General features: G+C 71.4%; 20 protein-coding genes and 1 riboswitch. Of the genes, 11 read left to right on the forward strand and 9 right to left on the reverse strand.

Annotated elements, in window-relative coordinates:
- Positions 1-36 precede the first annotated feature (36 nt).
- Genes N8I86_RS05055 through N8I86_RS05070 form a run of 4 tightly spaced genes read right to left on the reverse strand, consistent with a single transcriptional unit; the run spans position 37 to position 4,104 of the window.
- On the reverse strand, positions 37-1,506 hold the full coding sequence (locus N8I86_RS05055) for an MFS transporter (protein ID WP_263277206.1): 1,470 nt from the start codon (positions 1,504-1,506) through the stop codon (positions 37-39).
- Positions 1,506-1,742, reverse strand: coding sequence for a hypothetical protein (locus tag N8I86_RS05060; RefSeq protein WP_263277207.1), 237 nt, complete (start codon positions 1,740-1,742; stop codon positions 1,506-1,508). Before N8I86_RS05060 ends, N8I86_RS05055 begins: the two co-directional genes overlap by 1 nt.
- Before the next feature lie 35 nt (positions 1,743-1,777).
- Positions 1,778-3,076, reverse strand: a complete 1,299-nt coding sequence (locus tag N8I86_RS05065; RefSeq protein ID WP_263277208.1) for an O-acetylhomoserine aminocarboxypropyltransferase/cysteine synthase family protein — start codon at positions 3,074-3,076, stop codon at positions 1,778-1,780.
- Positions 3,073-4,104 carry an isopenicillin N synthase family dioxygenase gene (locus tag N8I86_RS05070; RefSeq protein ID WP_263277209.1) on the reverse strand — a complete coding sequence of 344 codons (1,032 nt, stop codon included), beginning with the start codon at positions 4,102-4,104 and terminating at the stop codon, positions 3,073-3,075. The genes N8I86_RS05065 and N8I86_RS05070 overlap by 4 nt, the downstream gene beginning before the upstream one ends.
- Positions 4,105-4,675: 571 nt before the next feature.
- Here N8I86_RS05070 and N8I86_RS05075 point away from each other — a divergent pair.
- The 10 genes from N8I86_RS05075 (at position 4,676) to N8I86_RS05115 (ending at position 15,919) form a co-directional block, all read left to right on the forward strand.
- The gene (locus tag N8I86_RS05075) at positions 4,676-5,782 is read left to right on the forward strand and encodes an LLM class flavin-dependent oxidoreductase (RefSeq protein ID WP_263277210.1); all 1,107 of its coding nucleotides are present in this window, start codon (positions 4,676-4,678) and stop codon (positions 5,780-5,782) included.
- Positions 5,779-7,179 (forward strand): NtaA/DmoA family FMN-dependent monooxygenase, encoded by a 1,401-nt coding sequence (locus tag N8I86_RS05080; RefSeq protein ID WP_263277211.1) that lies wholly within the window; start codon positions 5,779-5,781, stop codon positions 7,177-7,179. The genes N8I86_RS05075 and N8I86_RS05080 overlap by 4 nt, the downstream gene beginning before the upstream one ends.
- A gap of 106 nt (positions 7,180-7,285) precedes the next feature.
- Positions 7,286-8,209, forward strand: a complete 924-nt coding sequence (locus tag N8I86_RS05085; RefSeq protein ID WP_263277212.1) for an LLM class F420-dependent oxidoreductase — start codon at positions 7,286-7,288, stop codon at positions 8,207-8,209.
- 70 nt (positions 8,210-8,279) lie between these two features.
- A complete protein-coding gene (locus N8I86_RS05090) occupies positions 8,280-9,104 on the forward strand; it encodes a DUF1684 domain-containing protein (RefSeq protein WP_263277213.1) in 825 nt (274 codons plus the stop codon).
- Between the two features lie 88 nt (positions 9,105-9,192).
- A riboswitch (SAM riboswitch) is annotated at positions 9,193-9,306 on the forward strand.
- A 35-nt stretch (positions 9,307-9,341) separates the two neighbouring features.
- A complete protein-coding gene (locus N8I86_RS38980) occupies positions 9,342-9,458 on the forward strand; it encodes a putative leader peptide (RefSeq protein ID WP_317633591.1) in 117 nt (38 codons plus the stop codon).
- A 215-nt stretch (positions 9,459-9,673) separates the two neighbouring features.
- Positions 9,674-11,293 carry an ABC transporter substrate-binding protein gene (locus N8I86_RS05095; RefSeq protein ID WP_263277214.1) on the forward strand — a complete coding sequence of 540 codons (1,620 nt, stop codon included), beginning with the start codon at positions 9,674-9,676 and terminating at the stop codon, positions 11,291-11,293.
- 3 nt (positions 11,294-11,296) lie between these two features.
- Positions 11,297-12,256, forward strand: coding sequence for an ABC transporter permease (locus N8I86_RS05100; RefSeq protein WP_263277215.1), 960 nt, complete (start codon positions 11,297-11,299; stop codon positions 12,254-12,256).
- A complete protein-coding gene (locus tag N8I86_RS05105) occupies positions 12,253-13,176 on the forward strand; it encodes an ABC transporter permease (RefSeq protein WP_073894572.1) in 924 nt (307 codons plus the stop codon). Before N8I86_RS05100 ends, N8I86_RS05105 begins: the two co-directional genes overlap by 4 nt.
- Complete coding sequence (locus N8I86_RS05110) at positions 13,173-14,864, forward strand: dipeptide ABC transporter ATP-binding protein (protein ID WP_263277216.1); 1,692 nt, start codon at positions 13,173-13,175, stop codon at positions 14,862-14,864. Before N8I86_RS05105 ends, N8I86_RS05110 begins: the two co-directional genes overlap by 4 nt.
- Positions 14,861-15,919, forward strand: coding sequence for an LLM class flavin-dependent oxidoreductase (locus tag N8I86_RS05115; protein ID WP_263277217.1), 1,059 nt, complete (start codon positions 14,861-14,863; stop codon positions 15,917-15,919). Before N8I86_RS05110 ends, N8I86_RS05115 begins: the two co-directional genes overlap by 4 nt.
- Before the next feature lie 119 nt (positions 15,920-16,038).
- Here the strand turns inward: N8I86_RS05115 and N8I86_RS05120 are convergent, their stop codons facing one another.
- Both N8I86_RS05120 and N8I86_RS05125 read right to left on the reverse strand, forming a co-directional pair.
- Positions 16,039-17,217, reverse strand: a complete 1,179-nt coding sequence (locus N8I86_RS05120) for an acyl-CoA dehydrogenase family protein (protein WP_263277218.1) — start codon at positions 17,215-17,217, stop codon at positions 16,039-16,041.
- A 125-nt stretch (positions 17,218-17,342) separates the two neighbouring features.
- Entirely contained in the window at positions 17,343-17,717 is a 375-nt protein-coding gene (locus N8I86_RS05125; RefSeq protein ID WP_263277219.1) for a ferredoxin, read from the reverse strand.
- Between the two features lie 153 nt (positions 17,718-17,870).
- Here N8I86_RS05125 and N8I86_RS05130 point away from each other — a divergent pair, with 153 nt between their 5' ends.
- The gene (locus N8I86_RS05130) at positions 17,871-18,236 is read left to right on the forward strand and encodes a DUF6479 family protein (protein WP_241841001.1); all 366 of its coding nucleotides are present in this window, start codon (positions 17,871-17,873) and stop codon (positions 18,234-18,236) included.
- Positions 18,237-18,336: 100 nt separating this feature from the next.
- Here N8I86_RS05130 and N8I86_RS05135 read toward each other — a convergent pair whose 3' ends face one another.
- The 3 genes from N8I86_RS05135 to N8I86_RS05145 all read right to left on the reverse strand — a co-directional run bounded on the left by N8I86_RS05135 (position 18,337) and on the right by N8I86_RS05145 (position 20,599).
- Positions 18,337-18,792 (reverse strand): RpiB/LacA/LacB family sugar-phosphate isomerase, encoded by a 456-nt coding sequence (locus N8I86_RS05135; protein ID WP_263277220.1) that lies wholly within the window; start codon positions 18,790-18,792, stop codon positions 18,337-18,339.
- 240 nt (positions 18,793-19,032) lie between these two features.
- Entirely contained in the window at positions 19,033-19,227 is a 195-nt protein-coding gene (locus tag N8I86_RS05140) for a hypothetical protein (RefSeq protein WP_073894584.1), read from the reverse strand.
- Positions 19,228-19,315: 88 nt separating this feature from the next.
- Entirely contained in the window at positions 19,316-20,599 is a 1,284-nt protein-coding gene (locus N8I86_RS05145; protein ID WP_263277221.1) for an ANTAR domain-containing protein, read from the reverse strand.
- Positions 20,600-20,648 lie beyond the last annotated feature (49 nt).

Here is a 20,648-nt window from a genome sequence, read left to right on the forward strand (position 1 = left end):
GAAGAGGGCGAGGTGCGACACCCGCGCCACGGGGGATCAGGTCGATTCCTTGGAGCGGGGAACCGCGTGGGCGAGGCGCGCCGCCGCGGGTGCGGACAGGCGAGACGGCGGGGCGGTGCCGCGCCGCAAGGACAGCAGCAGGGCAACGGCGAGCAGGCCCGCGCAGACACAGGAGGCCAGCGCGTACCCCGACCGAGGTTGACCGTCTCCCGGGGGACCGGAAGCGGCGTGCAGATAGACCGCCGGGACGGCGCTGAGGCAGATGGCCGCCGCGATGCGCTGGGCCATCTGCAGGACGCCGCCGCCCACTCCCGCGGCCTCGGCAGGCGCATGCTGCAGCACCTGGGTCTGGTTGGGCGAGACGGTGAGCCCTCCGGCGGTGCCGGACATCAGCTGCGTCCCGGCCAGTGTCATCGGCAGCGCCTCCGTCGGCGCGTAGAGCGCGACTGCCGCTCCCGTCAGAGCGGCACCGATGCCCAGGGTCAGTCCGACGGTCACCGTACGCGGTCCGATCCGTCGCACGAGCCGCCAGGCCAGGGCCGAAGAGATGCCCATCCCGACCGCCCCGGGGAGGGTGACCGCCGCCGTGAGCAGAGCGGACAGACCGAGGCCGCTTTGCAGGAAGACGGTGAGTACGAGGAACGCGGCCAGTGAGGAGCCGAACTGGGCCATGGCGACGGCTGTGCCCAGCATGTACGGCTTCGACGAGGTCAGCGCGGGGTGCACCAGCGGCTGACGGCCCCGCCGCACCCGCAGGCGCTGGTGCACGGCGAAGACGGCTGCCAGCACGCCCACCGCGGTGCCCCACAGCAGTGTTTCTCCCCCGTTGTCCGGGGTGCGGATGAAGGGCACCATCAGCGTCAGCGTGCAGCCGCAGAGCAGACCGAGGCCCAGGACGTCCAGCCGGGAGTTGCGGGCGGTGCGCCTGGGCGGAGGCAGCAGGCGCGCCGCGAGGGTCAGGGTGAGTACGGCGCACGGAGTGCTCATCAACAGGCAGCACCGCCAGCCCGCCTCGGGGCCGAGTCCGGCGACGAGCGCACCGCCGAGTGGCGGGCCGAGGGCCGTGGCCACGCCGCCGGTGACCGCGTACAGGCCTAGCGCACGCCCGCGGGCCGGACCGTGGAAGACGTCCTGAATGGTGCCGATCACCTGCGAGTTGACAAGCCCGGCCGCAGCACCCTGGACCAGCCGGGCACCGATCAGGGTCTCCGGCTCACCTCCGGTCGCGGCCGTCACCCCGGCCAGGAGGAAGACCGCCACCCCGGCCATGAAGAGACGCTTGCGCCCGTGCAGGTCACCGAGGCTGCCACCGGGGACGAGGGCCAGGCCGAAGGCCAGCGAGTACCCGGCCACGATCCACTGGACGTCCGCCCCGGTGGCCCCGAGCGACTGGCGCATGCTCGGGATCGCGATGTTGAGCACAGCCTGGTCCAGCAGGGTCGTCGCGCCCGCCGCCATGCACACCAGCAGCACCCGCCGTGCGGCGCGGTCTTCTCCCGGGAGCACTACGCCCGCCGGGACGACCGCGGCAGGCCCAGGTGATCGCGCAGTGTGCGGCGCGTGCAGTGGGTGCGGAACCGGCTGCGGCGCCGCAGCTCAGGGATGACGCGCTCGGCGAAGGCGTCCAGGCCGCTCGGCCCTGCGTTCACCCGGTCGTCGGCCGCGCCGGTGCCACAGGCGGTCGCGGCCAGGCCGGCGAGGACCGAGGGGGCGGCGAGCCGGAGGGCGGTGCTGCGGCGCATGGCGGATCGTGTTCCTCGGGTGCCGGCGACGGGGTTCATACGGCGGCGGCTCTCAGCCCTGCGTCGAGGTCGGCGATCAGGTCGTCGACACCCTCGATCCCGACCGACAGCCGCACCAGGCCGGGGGTGACCCCGGCCGCGGCCTGCTGACCGGCGTCCAGTTGGGCGTGGGTGGTGGCGGCGGGCTGGATGACGAGGCTGCGTACGTCGCCGATGTTCGCGAGATGGCTGAACAGCCTGACGCCCTCGACGAAACGCCGGCCCGCCTCCAGGCCACCGGCGAGTTCGAAGGCGAGGACCGCTCCGGCACCGCGCGGCAGATACCGCTTGGCCTGCGTCTGCCACGGGCTTGAGGGCAGGGAGGCGTAGTGGACCCGTGTCACCTGCGGCTGTTCCTCCAGCCATTCCGCGAGCGACTGGGTGTTGGAGACGTGCCGTTCGACGCGCAGGCTGAGCGTCTCCAGGCCCTGCAGGAGCAGGAAGCTGTTGAAGGGCGAGACGGCCGGTCCCAGATCCCGGACCAGGCGGGTACGCAGACGCAACAAGTAGGCAAGGCCGAGGTCGGAGAAGGAGTCCCAGAAGGACAGGCCGTTGTAGGTCGGATCGGGGCGGGTCAGTCCCGGCCATCGATCGGGGTCGGCACCGAAGTCGAAGTGCCCGCTGTCCACGACGACCCCGCTGATACCGGTGCCGTGGCCGGAGAGGAACTTGGTGGTGGAGTGCACGACGATGTCGGCGCCGTGTTCGAACGGGCGCAGCAGGTAGGGCGTGAGCACGGTGTTGTCGACGACGAGCGGCACGCCGACCTCGTGGGCGATGCGGGCCACCGCCTCGATGTCGAGGATGTTGCCGCGTGGGTTGCCGACGGTCTCACCGAAGAACGCCTTCGTGGTGGGACGTACGGCCGTGTACCAGGCGCCCAGGTCGTCCGGGTCGTCGACGAAGGTGACATCGATGCCGAAGTCGGCGAAGGTGTGCTCCAAGAGGGTGCGGGTGCCGCCGTACAGGGACGACGAGGCGACGATGTGATCGCCTGCGCGTGCCAGGTTGAGCAGGGCGAGGCTCGTCGCGGCCTGGCCGCTGGCCACGGCGACCGAGGCCGACCCGCCCTCCAGGGAGGCGATCCTCTCCTCGGCCACCGCGGTGGTCGGGTTCGACAGCCGTGTGTAGGCGTGAGTGGTCAGGTCGGCCAGTTCGAAGGCCGCGGCGGCGTGCGCGGTGTCCCGGAAGACGTAGCTGGTGGCCTGGTGGATCGGCACCGCCCGGGCGCCGGTCGCGGGGTCGGGAACGGCGCCGGCATGCACCTGACGGGTCTCGAAGGCCCAGTTGCTCATAGGTTCTGGGCCTCCCGCTTCACCAGGACGTCGGACCACCAGCGCTCGGCGACCCGCGGATGCGAGCGGAGCCAGCCGACGACCGCGTTCTCCCCGAAGGCCGCGAGCAGCGGGTTGTCCGGGTCGTCGGTCACGCCACGGCTCAACGCCGCCAGCTCCGGGGGAAGTTGCAGCGGCTTGACAACCGCGTCCAGGCGCGGGCCGAGGAAGAAGGGGATCGAGTAACGGTGCACACCGGGCTGCGGACTGACCACCCGGTGGTGAGTGGCCTTCAGATAGCCCTGGGTGGCGATCTCCAGCATCTCACCGATGTTGAACACGAACGCGCCGGGCACGGGTACCGCGTCGATCCACTCGCCGTCCTCGCGCTGCACCTGGAGCCCGCCGACCTCGTCCTGCTGCAACAGCGCAAGATAGCCGTAGTCCTTGTGCGCGCCCACGCCCTGGTCTGCGTCCTCGGCGACGCGCGGCGGATAGTGCACGATCTTCACGTGCACGGCCGCCTCGTCGTCGAACCACTGGTCGAAGTAGCCCTCGTCCTGCCCGAGCGCCGCGGCGAGCGCCCGCAGCACCTCACGACTCACCCGCAGCGCCTCCGCCTGCCAGCGCAGCACGATGTCCCGCAGCTCCGGTAGTGCGGAGGGCCATTGGTTGGGGCCGATCAGGCGCAGATAGTCGGGATCGTCCGGGCCGGTCCCGAGCGCCGCCCGCTCCGGACCGATGTCGATCTGCTCGCGCCAGTCGGCGCTGCCCCCCGTGTATTCGGTGCCGGTGCGCGTATAGCCGCGAAACTGGCCTGAGTTGAGGTTCTCGATCTCCAGCCGCTGCTCCTCCGGCAGCGCGAAGAAGCGGCGGGCCGCGCTCAGCACCTCTTCCCGCAGTGCCCCTGACACACCGTGCCCGGTGACGTAGAAGAAGCCCACCTCGTGGGCGGCGGAGCGGAGTTCGGCGAGGAGAGCGTCACGGTCCCTGTCCGGGGCGCGGAAGCGGGAGATGTCGATGACAGGCAAGGCTGTGGACTGGGCCATGGAAGATTCCTTCACGGCAGGGCGGACACGCGCGCTCCACAACTACGCCCCAAAGATGGCTAGTTGAGGGCGAAAGGAGGCAGCAGACAGAAAGAGAAGAACGAGATCGCGAGCCGTCGAACGGCGGTCAGCAACAGACCTGGTCGAACTGGTCGGCGCGGCGGCTCACCCAGAACGGGTCGAGCAGCACCGTGTGTGCCGTGCCAGTGGTCTCCATGGCCGGATCAAAGCACACCAGGAAAGATGCGTCCACCATGCGTCCCAGCGGGCGAGACGACCCTGCGCCCATGGTCGACCTTGACATTCAGCGGGGCGGACGACATACGTTGAACGGGAAAGTTCCTGACAGGTGGAGGCTTCGATGCACGTACTGGGCGCGGCACCGCGCGGTGCGTGCACTGGTGCGCGGCTGATCACCCGGCGGCATGTCGACTACTGCCGCACCTCCTCCGCCGTTTGTCCTTCCGTACACGTCTGACCCCTGCCGGCCAGTCCCGCCGGCTGTCTCGTCGTGGCCTGTGGCCGCGCGTGCTCGCGTCTTCGTGCTCCCGTGTTCGCGGAAGGAACCCCATTGTCCGGCTCTGCCCTGCACCTCGCCGTCGAGCTCGACGGCGACGGCGCCCACCCCGCGGCCTGGCGCCGCGCCGCCCACTCCCCCGATCAACTGCTCACGCCGCGCCGCGTGGCCCGGGTCGCCGCCATCGCCGAGAACGCCGGGTTCACCCTGATCACCCTGGACGACGGCGTGCTGCCGCCGGGCGCCGCACCGGATCCCGTGGGCCGGATCGGCGCAGTCGAGCGGGCGGCTTTCGTCGCGGCGTCCACGAGCACCATCGGGATCGCGCCGGTCGTCCCGGTCACGTATGCGGAGCCCTTCCACGTCTCCAGTCAGTTGGCGTCCCTGGACCACATCTCCGCCGGTCGCGCCGGGTGGGTGGTGACGGAGGAGGAGCGTCCCGAAGCGGCCCGGGCCTGGGGGCGCCCGCTCGTCGCCGGCGCCGACGCGCGGGCCCGGGAATCCCGTGATGGGGTCGAGGTGGCCCGCGCCCTGTGGGACTCGTGGGAGGACGACGCGGTCATCCGGTCCGTGGCCACCAGCCGCTACCTCGACCGCGAACGGCTCCACTACATCGACTTCACCGGTGAGACGTATGCCGTCAAGGGCCCGGCGATCGTGCCGCGCCCGCCCCAGGGGCAGCTTGTCGTCCTGGGCCGTCCGGACCGGGTTCCCTACGCACAGCTCGACGTCGCGCTCGTCACAGGGCGCGACCTCGCATCGGTCGCCACGGCCGCCGCAGCCGCCGGTACGCCCCGCGTCTTCGCGGAGGTCGAAGTGGCACTGGACACACCCGAGGCCACAGCCGCCGAACGCGTCGCAGACCTCGAACGACACGCGGAATGGACCGACCGGGGAAGGCTGCGGCACGTCGGCCCCGCCAACCAACTCATCGCCTTGCTGGATGACTTGAGCCGTCACGTCGACGGCGTACGGCTGCATCCGCTGGTGCTGGACGAGGACCTGTCCGTCCTCTCCCGCCTCGTCCTGCCGGACCTGTCCGAGCGGCGTCTTGTCGCCCGCCCGGTGCCCGGCACGTCCCTGCGCTCGACCCTGGGTCTGCAGCGCCCCGCCAACCGCTTCGCCACCGCCGCCGCGGCCGCCCCGGAGGACGCCCGATGACCCGCACCGACCCCCTCGACGTCCCCCGGCCCGACGCCCAGCTCCACTTCGGGGTGTTCTTCCAGGGCGTCAACCACTGGACCATCTGGTCCGCCCCCGACAGCGGCTCCCAGATCGACCCAGCCTCCTTCCGCCGGGTCGCCCAGACCGCGGAACGCGGCCTGTTCGACGCCTTCTTCCTCGGTGAGGGACTGCGGCTGCGCGAGGTCGACGGCAGGATCCACGACCTCGACGTGGCCGGACGGCCGGACGCCCTCACCCAGCTCGCCGCGCTGGCCGCGGTCACCCGCCGCATCGGCCTGGTCTCCACGTCCAACTCCACCTTCAACGAACCCGCCGACCTGGCGCGCCGCCTCTCCGGTCTGGACCTGCTCTCCGAGGGCCGCGCCGGCTGGAACGTGGTGACCACGGACAACGCCTGGACCGGCGCGAACTTCCGCCGCGGCGGTTACCTCGACCACGCCGACCGCTATCGGCGCGCCGAGGAATTCCTCACCGTGGCCCGCGCCCTCTGGGACGGCTGGGAGGACGGGGCAGTCTCCGGCTCCATCGGCGCGCCCGCCTGGTCGCTGCCCGGCGCCGTACACCAAGTACGGCACAAGGGACCGCAGTTCGACGTCGACCTCGCTCCGACCCTGCCGCGCAGCGCCCAGGGTCACCCGGTGATCTTCCAGGCCGGTGACTCCGGTGAGGGGCGCGACTTCGCCGCCCGCAACGCCGACGTCATCTTCTCCGCGCACGGCAACGACTTCGACGACGCGCTGGCCTTCGCCGAAGACATCCGGCGCCGGCTGCGCGCGGTCGGACGGCCCGACGACGACCTACGCATCCTGCCCGGCGCCGAGATCATCATCGGCGCCACCGAGGAGGAGGCGCAGGAGAAGAAGCACTGGATCCGGCTCCAACAGGTCACCCCGGCCACGGCTTTGGGGATCACCGGGCAGCTGTGGGGCATCGACCTGTCCGACCGTGACGCCGACGGGCCGCTGCCGAAGGATGACCCGGTCGTCACCGAGAACGACGGCTCCTTCGGTGCCCGGCGCATCGCCGACCCGCGTGCCGTCGTCGCGGAGTGGCGGGCGAAGGCGGAGGCGCACGGCTGGTCCCTGCGCGAGACCGTCATCGCGCTGGGCCCGCAGCGCGGGCACGTGGGCACTCCGGCCGGCCTCGCGGACAAGTTCGCCCACTACGTACGGCACGGCGCGATCGACGGCTTCAACGTCACTCCGTACCTCATCCCCGACGGCCTCGACGACATCGTCGATCTGCTCGTCCCGGAACTGCAGGAACGCGGGATCTACCGCACCGAATACACCGGCAACACCCTGCGCGAGAACCTCGGCCTGCGCGCACCCCTCACCCACCGGTCCGCACCGCGCCAGCGGCAGGCTGGCTGAGCCCCCGGGCCGGCCCTTCCCTTCATGACTGAGTACACATGACTGACAAGAGGCTGTCACACGTGGACCGGAATGCGGGTTCGGCCGACGCCCGTTCTGAACTGACATGACTGTTGGAGTAGCGCTCAACGCGTCCGACGCGCCGAACCAGGTCGACGCGACCGTCCGACTCGCCCAGGAGGCAGCAGAGTTCGGTCTCACATCTGCCTGGTTCGGGCAGACCTTCGGCGCGGACTCACCCCAGCTCGCGGCGATCGTCGGGCGCGAAGCGCCCGGACTGCAGGTCGGCACCTCCGCGATCCCCGTCTTCGGCCGCCACCCGCAGCTCGTCTCCAGCCAGGCCCAGACCGCCCAGGCCGCGACCCACGGCCGCTATCACCTCGGTCTGGCCCTGGGCACGAAACTGCTGACGGAGTCCGGCTTCGGCCTGCCTTTCGAACGCCCCATCGCCCGGCTGCGCGAATTCCTCACCGCCCTGAGGCAGTTGATCGATACCGGCACGGCCGACTTCCACGGCGAGCTGCTCACCGCGACCACACCGATCCCGGCGCGGGTACCGGGGGCAGAGAGCGGTGTCCCCCTGCTCGTCGCCGCGATGGGGCCGCAGGCGCTGCGGGCAAGCGGTGAGCTGGCCGACGGGATCCTGCCGTATCTGGTGGGACCGCGCGCTCTGGCGGACCACGTCGTGCCCGCCCTGACCGCCGCGGCCGAGGCCGCCGGCCGCCCCACGCCCAGGATCGTGGCTCTGGTGCCCGGCGTGGTCACCGACGACGTCGACAGGGTGCGGAAAAAGGCCACCGAGAACCTCGCGTTCTACGAACAGATCCCGTCCTACGCGCGGGTCATCGAGCTCTCCGGCGGCCGACGGGCCGCCGACCTGGCCGTGATCGGCGACGAGAAGACCGTCGAGGCCGAGGTACGCCGTTACCGCGACGCGGGCGCCACCGAGGTCGTGTTCTCGGGCACCGAGATCGCCGGAGAAGCCGACCGCCGACGCACCTGGCGACTCCTCGGCGAACTGGCGGGCTGAGTACACCCGTCGGCCCGACAACCCCTTGCATCCCCTGCCCGAAGGCACCCCCGGCACAAAGGAGATTCCCATGACCACCGAGGCCACCACCACGGACCTCCACGCCTTCACCGAGACCTGGCTGGAGTGGTACCGCAGCCAGGAGGCCCGGCTCGCCGCCCCGCACGGGTTCCTGGCGGTCACCGGCCTGCACTGGCTCGACGACCGGCCCCAGCGCTTCCCGGACGCGCCCGGCGCGTGGCACACCGGCCCCGAAGGCGTCGTCGTGGACCTCGACGAGGGCGAGGAGCTGGTCGTCGACGGGACGCCGGTGCGCGGCGAGCACCGCTTCGGCGTGCTTCCCGAGCGCGGCGGCGTCGACGCCGTCTGGGGAGACGCCGTCATCGAGGTCGCCAAGCGCGGCGGCCAGGACATCGTGCGCCCCCGGCACCCGGACGCTCCGCTGCGCACGGCCTTCACTGGAACACCCGCCTACACCCCCGACCCGCGCTGGGCCGTGACCGGCCGGTACATCCCGTTCGATTCACCGCGGCCGACCACCGTGGGCGCCGCGGTCGAGGGCCTTGAGCATGTCTACGACGCTCCGGGCAGGGTCGAGTTCGAGCTCGACGGGCGCTCGCTGTCGCTGACCGCATTTCCTGGCCATGGTGCGGGACGGCTGTTGGTGCTGTTCACCGACGCGACCTCCGGGGTCACCACCTACGCCGCCAACCGGTCCCTGGCGCTCGATCCGCCCGCCGCCGACGGCACCGTCGTCCTGGACTTCAACCGCGCCGCGAACCTGCCCTGCGCCTACACGGACCTGGCCACCTGCCCGCTGCCCCCGGCCGAGAACCGGCTGCCCGTGGCGATCGAGGCCGGCCAGAAGATCCCCCGTGAGCGCGGAGGCTCCTGAGCCGGACGCACTCGCGCCCCGACTCCCCTGACGAGGCGTCCTTTTACGCCATTGACGTACGCCAAGACCGCTCCGTACGATCACGGACGGCATTGAGTGTCAGCGTCAAGCCCTGGCTCGCTGACCGGCAACCCTCCCGCGCGGTGGGGTGCTCCAGGTGAAAGCCCGGCGGGATCACCGACGATCTCCGCAAGCGCGTGGCCCCGTGACCGGGGCCGGATCATGTGGAGGACCGATATGCGGCACGGTGGTGACGTCAGCGCCCGTTTCGCCGGCGCCACCGTGTTCTCCCGGCTCTCGCGTCGGCGCCACATCGACCTCAAGCGCTCGACCAGCTGTCTCTGTCAGGCCTGACGGGTCTTCCCGCCGTAGGCCGCAGTACGACACCTGTCGTCGCCGCACCCGCCTGCGCCTGATCTACGCCTGTCTTTGATCCCCCGTTTCGCCCTGATCCCCGTCTGCACAGCGCTCCCCCGGCACCGGCGTCACGCCGGCCGGGGCCGCACGCCCACGCACGGCCTTGCCTGTACGGCGTCCGTGCCTGGTGACACGAGTAGGAGAAGCCCTCCGTGACTGTACTTTCCCAGGTCAGAACCTCCCGGTGGGCGGCACTGACCGCCCTTGTGACCACCAGTGTTCTGCTGACCGCCTGCGGCTCCGACGGCGGCGATTCCGGCAGCGGCACCGGGCAGCCCAAGTCCGGCGGCACCCTGACCTTCGCGGTGGGTTCGGACGCCGGCTGCGTGGATCCGCAGCAGGTCGCCAGCAACGAGACCATCTACTCGGTGCGCCAGATCGTGGACTCCCTGACGGACCAGGACCCCAAGACCGGCAAGATCGTGCCGTGGCTGGCGAAGAGCTGGGACATCAGCTCCGACACCACGACGTTCACCTTCCATCTGAGGTCGGGCGTCACCTTCAGCGACGGCTCGAAGCTGACCGCTCAGGTGGTCAAGGACAACTTCGACGCGGTGCCGAAGCTCGGTGCCCTGGGGACGCTCGCCGAGGGCTATCTGAGCGGCGTCAAGAGCACCACGGTGGTCGACCCGCTCACTGTGAAGGTGACCTTCAGCCAGCCCAATGCCCAGTTCCTGCAGGCCACTTCGACGCACTCGCTGGGGATCGAGTCCTCGACCAGCGTGAAGAAGACTCCGCAGCAGAAGTGCAGCGACGGGGTGATCGGCTCCGGACCCTTCGTGCTGAAGCGGTACGTGCAGAACCAGTCGATCACCCTCGCCAAACGCACCGGATACGCCTGGGGGTCCTCGCTGTGGAGCAAGAAGGGCGAGGCGTACCTGGACAAGCTGGTGTTCAAGGTCGTGCCGGAGGCGGGTGTGCGGGCCGGCAGCCTGCAGTCCGGCCAGGTCGACGCCGTCTCCAGCGTCGGCAAGGCCAACGAGGCGGCCCTCAAGGGCGGCCAGGTCACCCTCCAGCGACGGGCCAACCCCGGCGTCGTGTTCGGTCTCGGCCTCAACAACTCACGGCCGCTGTTCAAGGACGCCAAGGTGCGCCAGGCGATCCTGTACGCCATCGACCGGCAGCAGATCGCCGACACGGTGTTCCCGACCGGTACCCAGCCGGCCACCAGCGTCCTCGCGCACACCACACCCGACTACACCGACCTCGCCTCCGGCCTGACCTTCGACGCGGCCAAGGCCAAGTCCCTGCTGGACGGGGTCGGCTGGAGGACCGGCGGCGACGGCATCCGCGCCAAGGACGGCAAGAAGCTCAGCCTGACCATCAAGTGGTTCCCCAACGCGGCCACCAACCAGCCCGCGCTGGAGCTGATCCAGCAGCAGCTCAAGGCCGTCGGCGTCGAAGTGGTTCTCAAGCAGCTCCAGATCACGCAGTTCGCCCCGACCCTCCAGTCGGGTGACTACGACGCGGTGTGGGGCAACGTGACCCGTGCCGACCCCGACATCCTGCGCAGCTCCTTCTCCACCAAGCTGGCCAACTTCTACCGTCTGCCCGCCAGTTCCCTCGACTCCGCGCTGTCCGAGCAGGCCGCGACCGTCGAAGCGGCCAAGCGCAGGCAACTGGTCACTCAGGCACAGCGGTTGATCGTGCAGAACGCCCGCTACGTGCCGGTGGTGGAGCTCCAGACCCAGCTGGGCGTGGCGAAGAAGGTGCACGACCTGAACTTCGACGCCTCCAGCCGGATCCAACTGCACGACACCTGGATCGGCTAGCGCATGCGCCGCTATGTGATCAAGCGGCTGGCCCAGGCGGTCGGGGTACTGTGGGCGGCCTACACGGTCTCGTTCCTGGTGCTGGACTATCTGCCGGGCGACCCGGTCACGGCGATGGCCAGCGCTGGTATGGACTCGGGGCAGGTCGACCCGAAGCAGCTCGCGGCCCTGCGGCACGAGTACGGCTTCGACAAGCCGGTGCTGGTGCAGTACGCCGAGCACCTCGGCCGGGCGGTGCGCGGGGACTTCGGCGACTCGGTGTCGACCGGTCGGCCGGTGACCTCGACGCTGGCCGATGCACTGCCGCAGACGCTGCAGCTGACCGGCGCGGCCCTGTTGCTCGCGGTGCTCCTCGGCAGCGGCCTGGCGGTGCTGGCGACCTACACCGCCCAGCGCTGGCTGCGGCAGCTGCTGCTGTCGCTGCCGCCGCTGGGGGTGTCTGTGCCGACGTTCTGGGTGGGGCTGCTGCTGGTCGAGGTGTTCTCGTTCCGGCTGCGCTGGTTCCCGGCCTTCGGCAACGACGGATTCAAGGGGCTGGTATTGCCGGCGCTGACGCTGGCGGTGCCGACGGGCGCGCAGATCGCGCAGGTCCTCGCCAAGAGCCTGCTCACCGCGCTCGACCAGGCGTATGTGGACACCGCGCGGGCCAAGGGCGCCGGGCGGTGGCGGGTCCATCTGCGGCACGCGCTGCGCAACGCGTCCCTGCCGGCCCTGACAGTCGTCGGCCTCCTGGTGGGGCAGCTGATCGCCGGTTCGGTCGTCGTCGAGACGGTGTTCTCCCGCGACGGCCTCGGCCGCGTCACGGCGGCGGCGGTCACGGCCCAGGACATCCCGCTCGTGCAAGGGGTGGTGGTGTTCGGGGCGCTGATCTTCGTGACGACGAACCTGGTCATCGACCTGGTCTATCCACTCCTGGACCCGCGGATCGTGGTGGCCTCGGGCAGAAGGGCGGCACTCACATGAGCCAGAGCCTTGTCGACGACCCCGCCGAAACAGCACGGGGACCGGCCCGCCCGGTCGAGGCGGGGCCGAAACCTGATCCCGGGCGCCGCGTGGACGTACGACGGCTGCTGCGCTTCGTGGTGGGCCGCCCGGGGCTGCTCCTGTCCGTGGCCGTCCTCGTGCTGGTGGTGCTGGCCTCGTTCTGGCCGGACCTGTTCACCTCGCAGGACCCGCTGAAGGGCGTCCCCTCGCAGAACTTCCGCGGCCCGAGCGCACATCACTGGTTCGGCACCGACGAGCTGGGCCGCGACGTGTTCTCCCGGGTCGTCCACGGCGCCCAACTATCCCTGAAGGCAACGCTGATCGCCGTGCTGGTCGCCTTCTTGGTCGGCGGACTGCTCGGGGTGGTCGCCGGGTTCGTGGGCCGCTGGGTGGACGACGTACTCATGCGCTTCGTCGACGTGCTCCTGTCCATCCCCGCCCTGTTCATGTCCCTGGCCCTGGTCACCGCTCTCGGCTACGGCACGGTGAAGGTGGCGGTCGCGGTCGGCATCGCCAGCGTCGCCGCGTTCGCGCGGGTGGCGCGCTCAGAGGTGCTGCGGGTGCGGCAGGCCGTCTTCGTCGAGGCCTCACGCGCCGGCGGAGCACGCTGGTACTCGGTACTGGGCCGCCATGTGCTGCCCAACGCGGCGGGCCCGGTGATCGTCCTGGCCACCCTCGACTTCGGATCCTCCATCCTGGCCGTGTCCGCCCTGAGCTTCCTCGGCTACGGCGCTCCCCCGCCGGCCCCGGAATGGGGAACGTTGATCTCCGACGGCCGCAACTACCTCGCCAACGCCTGGTGGCTGACCGCACTGCCCGGCCTGGCGATCGCCGCGACCGTACTGGCCACCAACCGCATCGCCAGGGCGCTGGACGGCGAATGGTCCCGGCAGCGATGACCGACGAACGTGAGAACGGTGAGGACGTGACCACACCGCTGCTGGAGATACGCGACCTGTCGGTGTCGTACCGCACCCGCGGCGGCACAGTCCAGGCCGTCCGGGGCGTGGACCTCGACGTGTGGCCGGGACAGGTGACGGCGGTGGTAGGCGAGTCCGGCTCCGGCAAGAGCACGACCGCGCACGCGATCACCCGGCTCCTGTCGGCGAACGGCCGTATCGACGCGGGCACCATCCGCTTCGGCCCGCACGACCTCGCCACCCTCTCGGAAGCCGAACTGCGCACCGTACGCGGGACACGGGTCGGACTGGTCCCCCAGGATCCGACGGTCTCCCTCAACCCCGTCAAGCGCATCGGCGACCAGGTCGGCGAGGTGCTGCGCATCCACGGTCTCGCAACCCGGCGCTCGGCCCCCGCAGAGGCGATCGCCGTCCTGGACCGGGCCGGACTGCCCGACGCAGCCACCCGCGCCCGGCAGTACCCGCACGAACTGTCCGGCGGCATGCGGCAACGCGCCCTGATCGCCATCGCCATCGCCGCCCAGCCCGATCTGATCATCGCCGACGAGCCCACCAGCGCGCTCGACGTCACCGTGCAGCGGGTCATCCTCGACCATCTCCAGCGCCTCACCGAGGATTCCGGCACCGCGATCCTGCTCGTCACCCACGACCTCGGGGTCGCCGCCGACCGGGCCCAGCGCCTGGTGGTGATGTCCAAGGGCAGGGTCGTCGAGGCGGGCCCCACTCAAGACATCCTGGCCGACCCGCAGGACGACTACACCCGGCACCTGCTGGCCAGCGCCCCCAGCCTGACCACCGCCCGGCCCCGCACCCCGGCCTCCGGTTCCGCGGCGGAAACGGCGCCGTTGCTCGAAGTCCGCAACCTGGTCAAGGAGTTCAGGCTGCCCAGCAGCGGGGACGGGCCCCGCACCCTGCGCGCCGTCGACGACGTCAGCCTCACCCTCCACCGGGGCCAAACCCTCGCCCTGGTCGGCGAGTCGGGTTCGGGCAAGTCCACCACAGCCCGCCTGGTGCTCCGCCTCGCCGACGCGACCGCCGGACAGATCCTCTTCGACGGCACCGACGTCACCACCGCCAAGGGCGCCCGGGCCAGGCAGCTACGCCGCCGCGCCCAGCTCGTCTACCAGAACCCCTACGCCTCGCTCGACCCCCGCTTCTCCGTCGCCGAGGTGATCACCGAACCGCTTCGGGCCTTCAAGGTCGGCGGCCGTACCTCCCGGCTCGCCCGGGCCCGCGAACTCCTCGACCGGGTGGCACTGCCCGCCGCCACACTGGAACGCCGGCCGGCGGAACTGTCGGGCGGGCAGCGTCAGCGCGTGGCCATCGCACGGGCCCTCGCGCTTTCCCCCGACCTGGTGGTGTGCGACGAACCGGTCTCCGCCCTGGACGTGTCCGTGCAGGCCCAAGTCCTGGATCTGCTGGTCGAGTTGCAGGCCGACACGGGGGTGGCGTACCTCTTCATCTCGCACGACCTGGCCGTCGTACGGCAGATCGCGCACCAGGTCGCCGTCATGCGGGCCGGACGGGTCGTCGAAACGGGCCCACCGGAGGAACTGTTCACCCGCCCTCACCACGAGTACACCCGCGAATTGCTCGCGGCGATCCCTGGCGGGCGCGTCCCCGCCCCCGCCGTCGAAACCACCACGAGTCGAGGACCAGTCGCATGAGCACACCCACCATCACCTCTCTGGCCCTTCTCACCCCGGGCAACTTCGCCGACGACGACCCCTACACCGGCCTCGAAGAAACCCTCCAACTCTTCGAGTACGGCGAACGGCTCGGCTTCGACGGTGCCTGGGTCCGCCAGCGCCACCTCGAACACGGCGTCGGTTCGGCTGCCGTGTTCCTCGCCGCGGCCGGCCAGCGCACCCAGCGGATCGAGCTGGGCACAGCGGTCATCCCCATCGGCTACGAGAGCCCGTTCCGCCTGGCCGAAGACCTCGCGCTGGCCGACATACTGTCCCGCGGTCGTCTCCAGGTCGGCTTCAGCACCGGCATGCCGCACGCCGACCTGCTCGGTGACCTGGTGTACGACGGCGACTGGCGCAGCTTCGACCTGTCGTACGGCAGGATCGCCCGCCTCGTCGACCACCTGCGCGGCGACTACCTCGGCGGCCCGGACACCGTGATCCACTCGCCCGGCAACGTCCAGCGGCCGCGGCTGCAGCCGCACAACCCCGGTCTCGTGGAACGGATCTGGTACGGCGGAGGCAGTCTGCGCTCGGCCCGCTGGGCCGCCGAGAACGGTCTCAACCTGCTGTCCGGCAACATCGTCTCCGGCGAGGACACCGACGACTTCACCACCGCCCAGCTGAACCTGCTCTCCGAGTACCGGCGCAGCCTGGGCCCCGACCGGACAGCGGCGCGGGTGGCGCTCGGGCGGGTGATCGTGCCTTTCGACAGCGCCGACGCGGCCACCCGGGCCCGCTACCGGGACTACGCCGCCAGCCGGCACGAGCGCACCCTGAAACCGCAGACCATCGCCGCGCTGGGCGGGAAGCGGATCCTGTTCGCTCCGGACGTGATCGGCACCGCGGAGCAGATCCTGGAACAGCTGGCGGCCGATCCCGTCATCGCGCAGGTGTCGGAGCTGCGTCTGGAGCTGCCGTACGAGTTCCACCGGGAGGAGTACGAACAGATCCTGCACGACGTCCGGCACCTGATCGCCCCCGAGCTGGGCTGGAACCCCGCTTCGCCGGCGCTTCAGGAGGCGGCCCGGTGAGCCACCCTGGTCTGGAGCACCCGGACTCACGCGCAGGCGTATCGCGCGTCAGGCCAAGCGCTCCGCTCAGTGCCAACGATCCCGCTCTCATGCCAACCAAAAAGCCTCGTCACAGCTGGCTAGCGCCGTACGCGCGGCATTCCCAGGCCGATCCAGGAGATGATCTCGCGCTGGATCTCGTTGTTGCCGCCGCCGAAGGTGAAGATGACCGCCGAGCGGTAGCCGCGTTCCAGTTCACCGTGCAGGACGGCGCCCGCGGAGCCCTCCTTCAGCGGCCCGGCGGCGGCGACGATCTCCATGAGCCAGGCGTAGGCGTCCCGACGGGCCTCGGAGCCGTAGACCTTGACGGCGGAGGCGTCCTGCGGGGTGAGCGTGCCGTTCTCGACGGCCGAGACCATCCGCAGGTTGAGCAGCTTCAGCGCGTCGAGGCGGATGTGGGTGCGGGCCAGCAGCCGGCGCACCCACGGCAGGTCGGCGACGCGCCGGCCGTCGGCGAGCTTGGTCTCGTGCGTCCAGCGCTGCACGTCGTGCAGGGCGCGGACGGCCATCGTGCCGTGCGCGGCGAGGGTGACCCGCTCGTGGTTGAGCTGGTTGGTGATCAGCCGCCAGCCCTGGTTCTCCTCGCCGACCCGGCGGGAGACGGGGACGCGGATGTTCTCGTAGTAGCTGGCGGTGGTGTCGTGGGAGGCGAGGGTGTTGATGACCGTGCACGAGTAGCCGGGGTCGGAGGTCGGCACCAGGAGCATGGTGATGCCCTTGTGCGCGGGCGCCCCGGGGTCGGTGCGCACGGCGAGCCACACCCAGTCCGCGGTGTCGCCGTTGGTGGTCCAGATCTTCTGCCCGTTGACGACGTACTCGTCGCCGTCGCGCACGGCCCGGGTCTTCAGGGCGGCCAGGTCGGTGCCGGCGTCCGGCTCGCTGTAGCCGATGGCGAAGTCGATCTCGCCGGAGAGGATGCGCGGCAGGAAGTACGCCTTCTGCTCGTCGGTGCCGAACCGCATGAGTGTCGGACCGACCGTGTTCAGGGCCATCAGGGGCAGCGGTACGCCTGCCTGTGCCGCCTCGTCGAAGAAGATGAACTGTTCCAGCGCCGTCATGCCACGCCCGCCGTACTCCCGGGGCCAGCCGACGCCGAGCCAGCCGTCCGTGCCGAGCCGGCGGACGGTGTCGCGGTAGAACCGCTTCTGGGCGGCCGGGTCGGCGTAGCGCGCGTAGGCGTTGTCCGGGACCAGCCGGGCGAAGTAGGCGCGCAGTTCGGCGCGCAGTCGCTGCTGCTCGGGCGTGTGGTCGAGGTGCACGGCGCCTCCAGGGTCCCCAAGGGCGGTCCTGACGGCGCACACCGTAGAACGTGTTCCAGAAATTGGGAATGCCGGGGCCCCGGCGAGTTACGGCCGCCGACGGCCCGCCGGACGCGCGGTTGCGGTCAGCGCAGGATCTCCAGGAAGTCCGAGCAGGCGTCGACGCAGGCCCGGCAGGTCGCCGCCGCGGACTCGGCGCCGGGGTACTCGTCGAAGGCCTTGGCGCTCTCGAGGCACACCGAACGGCACCACTCCAGCCGCACCCGGATGCCTTCCTCGTCCTGGTGGTTCTCCTCGGAGAGCACACGGCAGGTGGCGTCGCACACCTCCGCGCACATGATGCCCAGCCGGCGCACCCGTTCCTGGCGCTCGGTGCCGTCCGGGTCCACCAGGCTCGCCCGCACCGCGCAGGCCCGGGCGCACTCGGTGCAGGCTTGCGCACAGGTGAAGCGGTCCTCCAGGAACCGGTACAGCTGGGCTTGCGAAGTCGGCGTCGTCACACCGTGCGGGTAGCCGGGGCGGGCAGCGGCAAACACTCCGCGGCGACGAGAAGGCCCCTCCCCGGGATGGGGGCGTGTCGTGTCGCCGCCTGTCGGCACCCGGTCACGTAAAGTGTCCGGTTCGCCCTGTTCTGGGTGGGGTATCCCTGTCCTATGAGTACCGCATCTATGCAGCTGGCCGCGGCGAGCGGCCTCATGAGCCTCGTGCTGTTCCTCGTGGCCGTGGCCTTGCTCGCGTTGCTCGCCGGCGGATTCTGGATGAACTCCCGCGTCAAGTACCGCGAGTCCCCCCGCCCGAGGCCCGAGGAGCAGCCCCAGCTGCCACCGGAAGGACCGGTGCGCGAGGTCCGGGAGAACAGGGAATCCCAGGAGGTTCCCCAGATACCCAAGGGCGGCCGCCCGCTCACCCCGTACGAGCTGAGCAACATGGACAGCAAACCCAGCGCCTCCAAGGACCGCCGGCGCTGGAGCAGCGGATCCAGCGGCTCGTTCGGCGGCGGTGGACTCGGCGCCCACTGATCCGGCGGCCGGGCCCGGGTCCACGGCGCCCGGACGGCCCCCACCCCAGAACCCTTCGACGAATCCGGTCCCCCGGCCCGCGCCGGACCGCCGGACGCCCCTAGGAATCCTTCCGGGCGGCGTCCAGGCGGCCGACGCGGGCCACGTTCTGCACGTCTTCGGCGTCCTGGCTCGGTTCGGCCGCGAACCAGGCGTCGAGGATCTCCGTCAGCAGCGGCTGCGAGGTGAGCCGCAGGCTCAGCGCCAGCGCGTTGGCGTCGTTCCAGCGGCGGGCGCCGTCCGCCGTCGCAGCGTCCGTGCACAGGGCCGCGCGCACACCCCGCACCTTGTTGGCCGCGATGGACGCCCCGGTGCCGGTCCAGCAGCACACCACCGCCTGGTCGGCGGCGCCCTCGGCGACGTCCCGGGCGGCCGCCGCGGAGCAGACCGCCCACTGGGCGTCGGCGCCGGGCCGCAGCGCTCCGTGGACACGCACTTCGTGGCCGCGTTCGCGCAGCTCCTCGACGAGGAGGCGGGCCACGGGTTCGTCCATGTCGGAGGAGACGGAGATCCGCATACAGCGGAGCGTAGCCCCTGCCGGATGCCGGCGGACCTGCCGAGGAGAACGGCCCCGCGGCGCGGTCGCCGCGGGGCCGTACCGCCGTGGTGGTCGCAGCCGTGGCGGTTGCAGCAGCGGCCTCAGCCGTGACGTCTCAGCCGCAACGGTCGCAGCCGTAGCGGTCTCGTGGTCCGGAGCCCGGTCCGGTGTGGCCCCGGAGCCGGGTCGGGTCGTTCGGTTGTTCGGTCGTTCGGTCGGTCAGGGGTGCTCGGGCTTCTGCGCCGGGGGCACTCCGCCGCCCTCGCCCCCGCCCTTGCGGCCCTTGTCCGGGCCGTGGGGGTGGCCGCCCGTGCCGCGGTCGGTCGGCTGGCCCGCCTTGAGCCTGCCGCTGTCCTGCGGGGTGGCGCCTCCCTTGTCACTGCGCCGCTGTTCGGGCTGCTGCGGATTGGACATGCGCCGGACTCCCTCCGGTTGGTGCGTGATCGTTGCGGGGTCCGGGTTCCCAGCGCGGCCGGGGTGACGCGCACCGCCGCGGATCGCCTCACCCGGAGTCGCGCAGCGCCCGGTGGAGGTGTTCTAGGGCGTCGAGGAGGACGGAGCGGTGGTACCAGCTCAGCCAGGCGGCCGTGTCGGCGGCCAGCACGGCGATGGCCTCGGCCTGGGCGGCGGTCGGCCGGTGCCCGGCCTCGGCCCATTGCAGCGTGATCACGCCGGTGCAGGAACCGGCCGAGGACAGGACGGGGACGCTGTGCAGGGCGCGGGTGCCCGTGGTCAGCAGGACGCGCCGCCAGTCCTCGGAGAGCAGCGTGTCGACGGCCACGTCGGGGACGCTCACCCGGCGCCGCCGCGTCCGCGCCAGCGCGTCCGGTGTGTTCTCGTCCCGGCCCCGCACCAGATGATCGAGGAACGTCTCGGCACAGCCGTAGTGGGTCTCCGGCGTCAGCGTGCCGACGGCGGGGTCCACGAACTGCACGTACCCGGCGGGGGCCCGTCCGACGGCCAGTGACTCGTGCAGCACGGCATCGGTCATCTGCCGCCGGCAGCGCGGATCACGGCCACTGCGTCCCAGGAGCCGCAGCTGGGGCACCGGAAGCGGGAGGCGGCCCGGGAACCACTCCTCGCCGGCCGGGGGCCGGGCCGCGACCACGGCGGAGACGAGCACCCGCAGCGGGACGTTGAACCGCTGGGAGGTCTCGCGCAGCACCCGGAAGGCGCTGCCCGAGTCCGGGAGGCCGTAGCGCACCATCAGCGTGCCCTGTGCCATGCCGATCACCGGGGCGGTGCGCACCCGGGCGCGCAGGGCCCGGACCTCCTTGTACAGCTCCTCGTACGAGGGCCGCAGCGGGTCCGACATCTGCGACCGCCACGCGGGCAGCTCCTCGACCCGGGTGGCGGTGCGGGCCAGTTCCCGCAGCGCCTCGTCGAGGGTGGCGAAGAGCCGGACGCCGTCCAGACGGGCGAGATGCACCGCCTCGCGCACCCCCGGCCGGGCGCGGACGATGATCAGGTCCGGGCGTCCGGTGCGGACACGGGCGGTCTCGCTGAGGGTGCGCAGGACCGCGGCACCGCCGACCTGCACGTGGGCCATGTCGAGGACGGGCCGCAGCCCGGCGCGGTCCGCCTGGTCCAGGTGGCCGCGCAGCTCCTCCGACCAGGCTTCGGCCCCCTGGGCGTCCAGGCTGCCGGACATCCGCAGGAGCAGCGCGCCCTCGGCGGGCAGTCCCTCGACCACCGAGGTCTCGATGACGAGCGGGGCCGGTGGGCCGGAGGGTGCGTCGGACGGCGGGCCGGACGGTGGGCCGGGACGGTCGGGAGAGGCTTTCATCGCACCACCAGTCAAGACGTCGCGCAGAAGTGTGTCGGCCTCTTCCTGA

It is taken from the genome of Streptomyces albidicamelliae, from assembly GCF_025642175.1.
GTDB lineage: Bacteria > Actinomycetota > Actinomycetes > Streptomycetales > Streptomycetaceae > Streptomyces > Streptomyces albidocamelliae.